Consider the following 8836-nt stretch of genomic DNA (forward strand, 5'->3'; position numbering starts at 1 on the left):
TCCCGGGAAATCAGCTCCCGATCCTCGACTGTCAACTGCACCCGCCGGCCCATCCACCATCCAGTCCCTCGACGCCATCACGATCATCCTATCGAGGTGTCGCTACGACCGTTTGACCCCGCCCTCGCTCCCGTTGGACGGGAGTGCGTTCACAAACGTGTACGACGTCAGCTATCACGCTGGACGTGTCAAGGCCGCCATTCACGTGCATGACAGCCTCATCGGCGTGCCGGGCCTCCCCTCCATCCAGACCTACGTTGTCGCCGCGAACGCCGGATACTTCTACCTGGCCGATCTCGGGGCCGCTACCCCCCGGCAGCTGAGTCTGAACCTGGCTATCAGCGATGGCCGCATCCGCAGCGTGCCCGTCGTCGACCGTGAGGCGCTCATCTGCCGCAACGGAGTGTTGTCCGTCGAGGACGTCGAGGCAGCCGGCGAACTTGATCTCAACGGCGTGCCGCTCAGGTGGGCCGGCTCGCGCACTACCCACAAGGCGGACTGCCGGGTCTGGGGCAACGGAAACGCCGTGATCCGCCACGAGCGACACCCGACGCGCGGAACTGTCCGCGCGCTCGACGAGTCGTCGCGGCTCACGCCGCCTCTCGCGCTGCGTGACCGTCTGGTCGACGTCGGTTTCATGGTCCTGTCGGATGGGTCCTTCCGTGACGTGGCAATAAGCGACTGTGGGCGGCTGGACATCTTCGATCACGATATGATCATTCGCTGTGCGAAGGAGTTCCTGACGGTCCCTGGACATAACAGGATACGGTTCCAACGGATCGGTTCGTTTGCCGGCGTGATGCCGGAGGCCGCCGTCTCTGTGGGCCCGATGCTGCACCGCGTTCCCGCTCTGGAGACGCATCCGATCAATCATGATCCATCGTTGGGAAGTCGCCCCCCGCTCGGAGATAATCGCATCGCACGAATGATCCTCTTCGGTAGCGCAGACGGGGCAACACATCTGCGTCTGTTCGACGGGCGGCCCGCCAGCATCGTGTTCCCGGGTGTGACCCCGAACGAGGCGTTCGCCTCCATCGAGGAGAGGGTTGAGTGGGGATGCTTCCTCGATTCACCTCAGACCTCCATGCTCTGCGTCAGCCACGGAAATGCGGTCGCGAGCTACGGCAACAGGCACTACCTCAAGTGGCCGTCATCGGACATCGGCGACTACCTCTGGGTGCCCGACCAGGGACGACCAGGGACGACCAGGGACGACCAGTCTCCAGCATGATCACCCTGGGGTAACCGGACCCGAACCCAGAACACCGAGAAAGGCGCTGCCTGGGATGGGGATGGCCGGCCGTCCAACCGCACCCCTATAGGAGCTCCACGCCTGTGCAGAACGCCTCACGTCTCTACCGGCTCATCTTCGACCGGATCGGCGAGTGCGAGCACGTCGAGCCGTACGTCGTCGCGTACGACGACCGGCGGGCCGTGCGTAGCGACGAAACCGAGTACTGCACCTGACCGATCCGTCGGTACCCCGGCAGAGCAGCTCTGCCGGGGTACCGATGTCCGTTCTCCCGGGAACGGTCCTGGTGGCCGCCCCCGGTTCGCGTCCAGCGCGGGCCGTACGGCGGCTTCGTCGCCGCCCGCGAGGCCGCATTGCGGGAGTACACCGACGCAGCACCCGGGCAGCGTGACGACGCGGTGATGGTCATCGCCTGTCCGATGCCGCATCGGCTCGCCGGTGGCGCCGTGGTCGCGTGGACTGGGGACGTCTGGGCCTACGTGCTGCGTCCGGGCGGAACCCTGGGGCGGGTCACCCAGGACCGCACGCTCGGAGAAAAGTTCCGCCAGCCCGGCCGGGACCCCTGGATGACCCGGATCGCCGCAGGGTTCGATCACATGGTCACCAGCACCGTGCAGGACGGCGCGATCGATGAGGTATGGGTCCTCGGACCGGCCATGCGGCTGCTGCTGTACTCCGACGGACTACAACGTGTCGTGGACGCCACCGCTATCACGGCCGCGCTCGCGACCGGCAGAGTGCGCGTTGCCGCCGACGCACTCCTGGCCGCCGCTAAGCGCTGGGGACTGCGGGACAACCTGACCGCCACCGTCATCGGACCGTCGTCTGGTCGTATCTGGCTTTGATCCCCTCTCCCTTGACCGCGACGGCGGGCACCGAGATGCCCGCCGTCGCGTCGTTGTGGAGTAACAGCGTCGCGCTAGGGGATGTTCCGGATGTGCTGGCGGAGTTGCTGGAGCTCCCCACGCAGCTGGACGGGCCCACAAACATCGGTCTGCTGTTCGACCTGCTACGCGCACAGCAGGTAGCTCTTGTCGGCCAGCAAGGAGCCTTGGAGCGCCAGCAGGCCAGAATCCGGGCGCTTGAGGAGCAGGTAGCTGAGGTGCGACGTCAGCTCGCCGCGATGCCACAGCAACCCCCCGCGCCACCCGCCCGCCCGAGCGTCGACCGGACCCGGCGACCCTGGACTCCCGGGCCGCTGTGACCCGCTCCGCGGCCACGCCCATCACCCTGCCGGCGCTACTCGACCGCGTCGCTGCCTATGCGGCGACGTTGACCTCCGGTCTACCGGCAGGACAGTCTCGCCGGGTCGATCCGCCGGATGGCGCATCATCTTGCCCACCGGGACCTGCATCCCACCCCCCGGGCGCGCGGTGGGGGCGAACGGTGCGCAGGCCAGGCCGAGGTCGGGGCCGACTCGGTCATCTACCTCCTGGGCCGTGTCGCCGGTTTCGACGTGTCCGACCTGCACTTCCCCCGGTTCCGGACACGACGACGATCATCGCCGCGTTGACCCCGATTCTCACAGCCGCCCGCCCAGCGCTGGCCGCGGCGACCGGCGCCTCCCCCGCCGCGATCCGCGAGCAGATCCGCGCCGCCCAGAACCTGGCCGAACAAGCCATGGTCCTTGCCTCCGCCGAACCCGCGGCCGTCGAGGCGGCCGCACCGCTCCCACCGCACAGCCCACCCGCGCCAACGGGCACGCTGGACTCCAACAGCCCTACCGACACCGTGGGAGGCCCCGATGCCCGCAGCCCTCTCCCCGCTGGCCCGCCAGCTCCGTCAAGAGATCCAGGCCTGGCTCGACGCGAACGACCCGCAGATAGCAGCGGAGCTGGCCGGGCATCCGCACGGGACGCCGATCCTGGACCGGGCGGCGATCGCGGCCGCGAACAGTCTGCGCCGTGGCGAGGAGATACAGCAGGCCCCGGACCTGGCCGACCCGGCGAAGGGCGACCTGTCCTATCTACTGGAGGGGATGGACGCCCCGGGGGCGCTGCGCCCGGCGGTGGTAGCGAACCTGGCCGGGGACCAGGGCTTCTGGTGACGCGCAAGCACCTCGTCAGCACAGCAGCGAGCGCTGCACTTGCCGCCGGGCTGGCCCTGACCGGCGCAGCACCGGCCCGGGCAACTACCGCCCACGTCGCCCGCAGCGTGGCCACTCCCGACTCCCGCGCCTCCTACCGGCTGTGGACCCAGCGCGGATACGGGTACGCCGACGTTACCAAGACCTGGTCTGCCCAAAAAGGCTACCCGGGCTTCTACCATGGCACCGTCTCAGGCTGGGTCTACCACTACCACGCTCCCGCCAACCGCAAGGTCGCGGTACAGGTAAGCGCCGACGGCCGTGTTTTTCCCCCGGATGGCGCGACATCGAGCTACCGGTACTTCTCCGTCAAGTACGCCTACACCAAGCGGGTTCTGGTCCGCGCCTGCCTGTACCGCTCCGGCGCCAAGGGCGTGTCCTTCTGCGGCCCCTGGAAGTGACCAGCGGGCATTCCCCGTTGGCCGCCGTGTTGGCCGCCGTCAACTCCGCGCTCCGCGCGTCCTGCGACGCGCTGCCCGCGGCCAGGTGCGCGATCCACACCGGCCCGGTGAACCCGGGACGGGACGCCCGGGCGTGGAGTGGGTAGGCCTGTTGGGGTGGACGGGCGGGCCTCGCGTCCTCCTGCCCGACGATTAGCGTTAGCGTCGTTGTGCCTGCTCAGGGGCGGATGCGCCGGCTGGCCGCAAGGAGCGCCAGCGCCGCGACCTGCACGGCGGCGGTGACGGCGATGAGGGCGGGGATGGACAGGTCGTAGAGCGCGCCGGCCAACGCGCCGCCGGCGGCGGTGGTCGCGCCGACCACGCCGGCGAAGACGCCGTAGGCGCTGGCCCGGCGGGCGGGACGAGGTCGGCGACGGTGGCCCGCAGGGTGGATTCCTGCACGCCGGTGGCCGCTCCCCACACCAGCGTCCCGGCGACGGCCAGCGGCGGCAGCACGGCGAGCACACCGGGGCCGTGGCGGTCGTAGGCCCAGCCGGTCGCGAGCGCGGCGAGGGCGTCGACGCCCATGGCCGCGGCGTACACGACAGGCACCGCGGCCACCGGCAGCAGGCCACGGGTGACCGCGTGGAAGGACAACACGCCGAACGTCGCCAGCCCGGTGGTGGTCGCGGTCGTGAACCCGGCATACGTCCAGAACGCCCGGGGTAGTCGGGCCCGGGGCGCGGCGGCCGGGGCCGGGCCGGTACGGGGGACGGGCACGGCCGGCGGCTCGTCCGGCTCGTAGCCGGCCGGGTCGGGCACGCGGGCCCGCAGCCAGAGCAGAACAGCAAGGACGCCCAGGCCGGGCAGGGCCAGGACGCCGAGCGCCGGGCCGTAGCCGGCGCCGGAGGCGAGCACCGCGGCGACGAGCAGCGGCCCGGCCAGCGCGCCGAGCTGGTCCATCGCCTCGTGCACGGCGAACCCGCGGCCCCGGCCGGTGGCGGCGGTCGCGTGGGAGAGCAGTGCGTCCTTGGCCGGGCTGCGAACCGCCTTCCCGACCCGTTCGGCGATCACCAACAGGCCGGCCGCCCACAGCACGCCGGTCACGCCGAGCAGGGGCACGGCGGCGACGGTCAGCGTGTAACCGGCGATCGTCCACGCCCAGAACCAGCCGGGGCAGCAGCGCCGCGGCCTCGCCCACCCCGGTGACGACACCGACCACGACCGCCGACGCGCCGAGGGAGGCCAGCAGCGGCCCGGTGACCGACCGGGCGCCTTCGTAGACGACGTCCGCCAGCATGCTGACCACGCCGAAGACCAGGACAAACCGCCACGGCCGTAGCCTGACCGCGGCGGCGGGCGCTGTGCTCGTGCCGTGCGTCGGTCGGATCATCCCCACACCGCCCGCGCCAGGGCCGCGCCGAGAGCGGCGGCGCCGAACGCGGCGAGCACACTGCCGGCGACGTTGGCCGCGGCCAGCAGCCGGGCGCCGTCCTCGGCCAGCCGCAGCGTTTCGTAGGAGAACGTCGAGTAGGTGCTCAACGCCCCGCACAGCCCGCTCCCCACCAGCGACACCACCTGCTCCGACGCCGCCCACGCCCGCGGCGCGCCCGCGCCCGCGGCGCCGGCGACCAGGCCGAGGAGCAGACTGGCCGTGACGTTGACGGTGAACGTACCCCAGGGAAAGACCGTGTCGTGTCGGGCCTGCACCGCCCGGTCGGTCAGATAGCGCAGCGGCGCACCGGCCGCGGCCCCGGCGATCACCAGCAGCCAGTTCACCGACTCGCCTCCCGGCCGACGTAGCGGATCACTTCGACCTCGTCGAGGATGACCAGCCCCTCGGTGACGAGTTCATCGAGTTGCGGGAGGAAGGCCCGTACCCGTTGCCCGTCATCGACGATGACCACCGCCACCGGCAGGTCCTCGCTCAGCGACAGCAGCCGGGCGGTGTGCACGATCGAGGATGCGCCGAACCCCTCCACGCCCCGGAACACGCTCGCCCCGGCCAGCCCGGCGCGGTGCGCCCGGTGCACGATCTCGCTGGCCAGCGGCCGGTGATGCCACACGTCGCTCTCCCCGACGAACACCGTCAGCCGCAACGCCCGGCCGCTCAACCTCATCACGCCCGCCTTCCCGCGACCCGTCGCGTCCTCGCCACGAACCATCGCATCGCAGCCGCCGCCGCCCACACCGTGCCCAGCGCGGCGAGGACGCTCAGCACCAGGTACGCCAGTGCCAGCCCGGCCCGCCCGCCGTCCACCAGCCGCTGCGCGTCGAGCGCATACGTGGAGAAGGTGGTGAACCCGCCCAGCACCCCGGTGCCCAGGAACGGGCGGACCAGCGGATGCACCGTCCGCACGTCGGTGATCAGCACCATCAGCACACCGATCGCCGCGCAACCGGCCGTGTTCACCGCCCAGGTGGTCCACGGGAACGTGCCCGGCATCGTCGGCCACACCAGCGACGCCCCGTACCGGGCACATGCCCCCACCGCCCCACCGGCCGATATCACCGCCAGCAGCGGGACCGCGACCGGCGCGTGACGAAGCTGCCGGCGCCGCACCGGGACAGGCCCATCACCATCAGGGTCGGTGCCATCAGGGTCGGTCGGTGCACCGACCGTCTGCTCGGTGTCGTCCACGCCCGCCCCCCTACCTGCGCGACACCCGGGCCAGCCAGGCATGACTTGTCACAGGTAGGGACCGTTGGCGGCGCGCTGCCGCGGTTCGGGTCCGGCGGGCCCCACCGCCGCGCGGTGACCGAAAGCCGCCGCCGTCACACCATACCGGCTTCACTGCCACCGGTTCACCGCCACCGCCGGACGTCGTCAGCCCCCACCAGGATGCCGGCAGCCGCCAGGCCGGGCGGGTGCCGGCCTGCCCGGCCTGGCGTGCTCAGGCGGCAGGCAGGAGTTCCCCGATGAGTTTTTCGACGCGGGCACGGATGTCGTCGCGGATGGGTCGGACGGCGTCGAGATCCTGGCCGGCGGGGTCGTCGAGTGCCCAGTCCTCGTAGCGGATGCCGGGGAAGACGGGGCAGGTGTCGCCGCAGCCCATGGTGATGACGACGTCGGAGGCCTCGACGGCGTCAACGGTGAGGATTTTCGGGGTTTCGGCGGTGATGTCGATGCCGACCTCGGCCATCGCGGCGGCGACGGTGTTGATCCGGTCGGCGGGTATGGAGCCGGCAGAGCGGACCTCGATCTTCCCGGCGGCGAGACGGGTCAGCCAGCCGGCGGCCATCTGGGAACGGCCGGCGTTGTGGACGCAGACGAACAGCACCGAGGGCTTCGCAGACACGACGGTGTCCTTTCCGGTCGGGTTGCCCAGGTCGATCACGAGACACCTCCAGGAAGAGGTGAAGGGGCGGCGCCGTTGGGTGCCACCGCGCTGTCCGGGTGGGTGAGCAGCACCCCAGCGGCCTGCGCCGGGCCGGTGGGAGTCGGCGGGTAGAGCAGCCGCAACAGCCCGTAGCCGACCGCGCCGCCCAGCGCCTGGGCGGCGATGAACGCGGGCACCGAGGCGGGGGCGATCCCGGCGAAGGTGTCGGAGAACATCCGCCCGATGCTGATCGCCGGATTCGCGAAGCTGGTGGAACTGGTGAACCAGTAGGCCGCGCCGATGTAGGCGCCGACCGCGGCCGGTTCCCGCTCACCCCGCCCGGACCGCACCAGCGCGAAGATCAGCAGGATGAGGCCGGCGGTCGCGACGACCTCGGCGAGCAGATGCGCCCCGGACACCCGGTGATGCGTGGAGATCGACACCGCCGACCGGTCGAACATCAGGTTCGCCAGCACCGCCCCAGCGACGCAGCCGAGGATCTGGGCGGGCAGGTAGGCGACGGCGTCCCGCCACGACAGCCCCCCGAACGCGGCGTCGACCACCGTGACCACCGGGTTGACATGCGCCCCGGACACCGGCCCGACCATCAGAATGATCGCGTAGAGGCCGGCGGCGGTCGCCGCGGCGTTCTCGACCAGCTGCAGGCCTGTCTGGTCCAGGCTGAGCTGCGCCGCGGCGATCCCAGACCCGACGACCAACGCGGCGAGCAGCATGGCGCCCAGCGCTTCGGCGGCCAGCCGCCGCACCAGCGGCGGCCGGCCCTCCCCGTTGTCTGTCACCGTTCGCTCTCAGTGGCCGGTGCCGGCGGTGGCCGGCTCGATCGTCACCGCCGGCACCGTGGGAGCGCACACCGGCCCACAGCCACACGCCGACCCGGGAGCACCCCCGGCCCCAGGTTCCACGGTGCGCAGCTGCGGGCCCGCGCCCTCGGCGATATCGACGAGCACCGTGTAGATCTCCCACGGCGCACCGTCCGGATCATCCACCCACACCTTGTCCTGCAGCGCGTAGCAGCAGGCGGTGTTCTCCTCCACCGCCGTCACCAGCCCCGCCTCCCGCAGCCGGCTGGCGGCGGCCGAGACCTCCTGCGAGGTCTCGATCTCCACCCCGAGATGGTTCAACGCCCCCGCCACCCCCGCGCCGCGGGCGTCCGGGTTCTCGATCAGCACCAGCTTCAACGGCGGCACGTCGACGGCGAAGTTCGCATACCCCGCCCGCCGCTTCGCCGGCCCGACCCCGAACAGCGTCGTGTAGAACTCCACCGCCGCGTCCACGTCCGAGACGTTCAACGCCAACTGCACCCTGGCCATCCAGCCCACCCCTTACATCGACACCCATCTATGTTCTTGCGGGCAAGAGGATGACCGCAAACATAGACGTCTGTCAATGGATGGGGCATGCCGGCGGCACGGCGACCGCCTCCCCACCGGCGGCCCGCCCGGTCTCGCCGGGAGGATCTTCGCGTGCCGCGCCCCACTCGCCCGCGCCCCGCTGTGCGCCGACCGGGGCCGGCGACCGTTACGCCGGCCCGCGCACCGGCGAAGTCATCGCTTTTCCGGATAATCCTCACGGTGAGCCTGAATCGCGAAGACGCTGAATCGCGCAGACCGAGAGAAGGCCGAGACTCAAGAGCCCGCCGCTGTCGGGACGCCAGGGCAAATCGTACCGCGCTTCGGGAGTATCAGGTCGACCAGGTAACGCTCGACAGCCTGGCGGACGCAGCCACTGTCTTGGAAATAGGCGGTGTGCGTGTAGGAGCGCCAGGTCAACAGCACGG

The 8836-nt window shown here is 71.1% G+C and carries 16 protein-coding genes; 8 read left to right on the top strand and 8 right to left on the bottom strand.

Features of this window, described 5'->3' with window-relative positions:
• Positions 1-205 precede the first annotated feature (205 nt).
• The 8 genes from AC08OX_RS11230 to AC08OX_RS11265 all read left to right on the top strand — a co-directional run bounded on the left by AC08OX_RS11230 (position 206) and on the right by AC08OX_RS11265 (position 3885).
• On the top strand, positions 206-1231 hold the full coding sequence (locus tag AC08OX_RS11230; RefSeq protein ID WP_476607761.1) for a hypothetical protein: 1026 nt from the start codon (positions 206-208) through the stop codon (positions 1229-1231).
• Positions 1232-1335: 104 nt separating this feature from the next.
• A complete protein-coding gene (locus AC08OX_RS11235; protein ID WP_476607762.1) occupies positions 1336-1467 on the top strand; it encodes a hypothetical protein in 132 nt (43 codons plus the stop codon).
• 138 nt (positions 1468-1605) lie between these two features.
• Positions 1606-2097: a hypothetical protein gene (locus AC08OX_RS11240; RefSeq protein WP_476607763.1), complete on the top strand. Its 492-nt coding sequence runs from the start codon at positions 1606-1608 to the stop codon at positions 2095-2097.
• The gene (locus AC08OX_RS11245) at positions 2094-2456 is read left to right on the top strand and encodes a hypothetical protein (RefSeq protein ID WP_476607764.1); all 363 of its coding nucleotides are present in this window, start codon (positions 2094-2096) and stop codon (positions 2454-2456) included. The genes AC08OX_RS11240 and AC08OX_RS11245 overlap by 4 nt, the downstream gene beginning before the upstream one ends.
• 117 nt (positions 2457-2573) lie before the next feature.
• On the top strand, positions 2574-2765 hold the full coding sequence (locus AC08OX_RS11250; RefSeq protein ID WP_476607765.1) for a hypothetical protein: 192 nt from the start codon (positions 2574-2576) through the stop codon (positions 2763-2765).
• A 231-nt stretch (positions 2766-2996) separates the two neighbouring features.
• Positions 2997-3299, top strand: coding sequence for a hypothetical protein (locus AC08OX_RS11255; protein WP_476607766.1), 303 nt, complete (start codon positions 2997-2999; stop codon positions 3297-3299).
• Positions 3296-3739 (top strand): hypothetical protein, encoded by a 444-nt coding sequence (locus tag AC08OX_RS11260; protein WP_476607767.1) that lies wholly within the window; start codon positions 3296-3298, stop codon positions 3737-3739. The genes AC08OX_RS11255 and AC08OX_RS11260 overlap by 4 nt, the downstream gene beginning before the upstream one ends.
• Positions 3736-3885 (top strand): hypothetical protein, encoded by a 150-nt coding sequence (locus AC08OX_RS11265; RefSeq protein WP_476607768.1) that lies wholly within the window; start codon positions 3736-3738, stop codon positions 3883-3885. Before AC08OX_RS11260 ends, AC08OX_RS11265 begins: the two co-directional genes overlap by 4 nt.
• A 52-nt stretch (positions 3886-3937) precedes the next feature.
• Here the strand turns inward: AC08OX_RS11265 and AC08OX_RS11270 are convergent, their stop codons facing one another.
• From AC08OX_RS11270 to AC08OX_RS11305, 8 genes are all read right to left on the bottom strand, one after another.
• Positions 3938-4933: an MFS transporter gene (locus tag AC08OX_RS11270; RefSeq protein ID WP_476607769.1), complete on the bottom strand. Its 996-nt coding sequence runs from the start codon at positions 4931-4933 to the stop codon at positions 3938-3940.
• Between the two features lie 174 nt (positions 4934-5107).
• The gene (locus AC08OX_RS11275) at positions 5108-5497 is read right to left on the bottom strand and encodes a fluoride efflux transporter FluC (protein WP_476607770.1); all 390 of its coding nucleotides are present in this window, start codon (positions 5495-5497) and stop codon (positions 5108-5110) included.
• Positions 5494-5838 (bottom strand): DUF190 domain-containing protein, encoded by a 345-nt coding sequence (locus tag AC08OX_RS11280; RefSeq protein WP_476607771.1) that lies wholly within the window; start codon positions 5836-5838, stop codon positions 5494-5496. The genes AC08OX_RS11275 and AC08OX_RS11280 overlap by 4 nt, the downstream gene beginning before the upstream one ends.
• Entirely contained in the window at positions 5838-6359 is a 522-nt protein-coding gene (locus AC08OX_RS11285) for a fluoride efflux transporter FluC (RefSeq protein ID WP_476607772.1), read from the bottom strand. Before AC08OX_RS11285 ends, AC08OX_RS11280 begins: the two co-directional genes overlap by 1 nt.
• A 253-nt stretch (positions 6360-6612) precedes the next feature.
• Complete coding sequence (locus AC08OX_RS11290; protein ID WP_476607773.1) at positions 6613-7017, bottom strand: arsenate reductase ArsC; 405 nt, start codon at positions 7015-7017, stop codon at positions 6613-6615.
• A gap of 35 nt (positions 7018-7052) precedes the next feature.
• The gene (locus tag AC08OX_RS11295; RefSeq protein ID WP_476607774.1) at positions 7053-7838 is read right to left on the bottom strand and encodes an aquaporin; all 786 of its coding nucleotides are present in this window, start codon (positions 7836-7838) and stop codon (positions 7053-7055) included.
• Positions 7839-7847: 9 nt separating this feature from the next.
• Complete coding sequence (locus AC08OX_RS11300; protein ID WP_476607775.1) at positions 7848-8369, bottom strand: ArsI/CadI family heavy metal resistance metalloenzyme; 522 nt, start codon at positions 8367-8369, stop codon at positions 7848-7850.
• Between the two features lie 315 nt (positions 8370-8684).
• Positions 8685-8834, bottom strand: coding sequence for an alpha/beta hydrolase (locus AC08OX_RS11305; RefSeq protein ID WP_476607776.1), 150 nt, complete (start codon positions 8832-8834; stop codon positions 8685-8687).
• Positions 8835-8836: the final 2 nt, after the last annotated feature.

The organism is Frankia sp. CoBUL1, assembly GCF_978021245.1.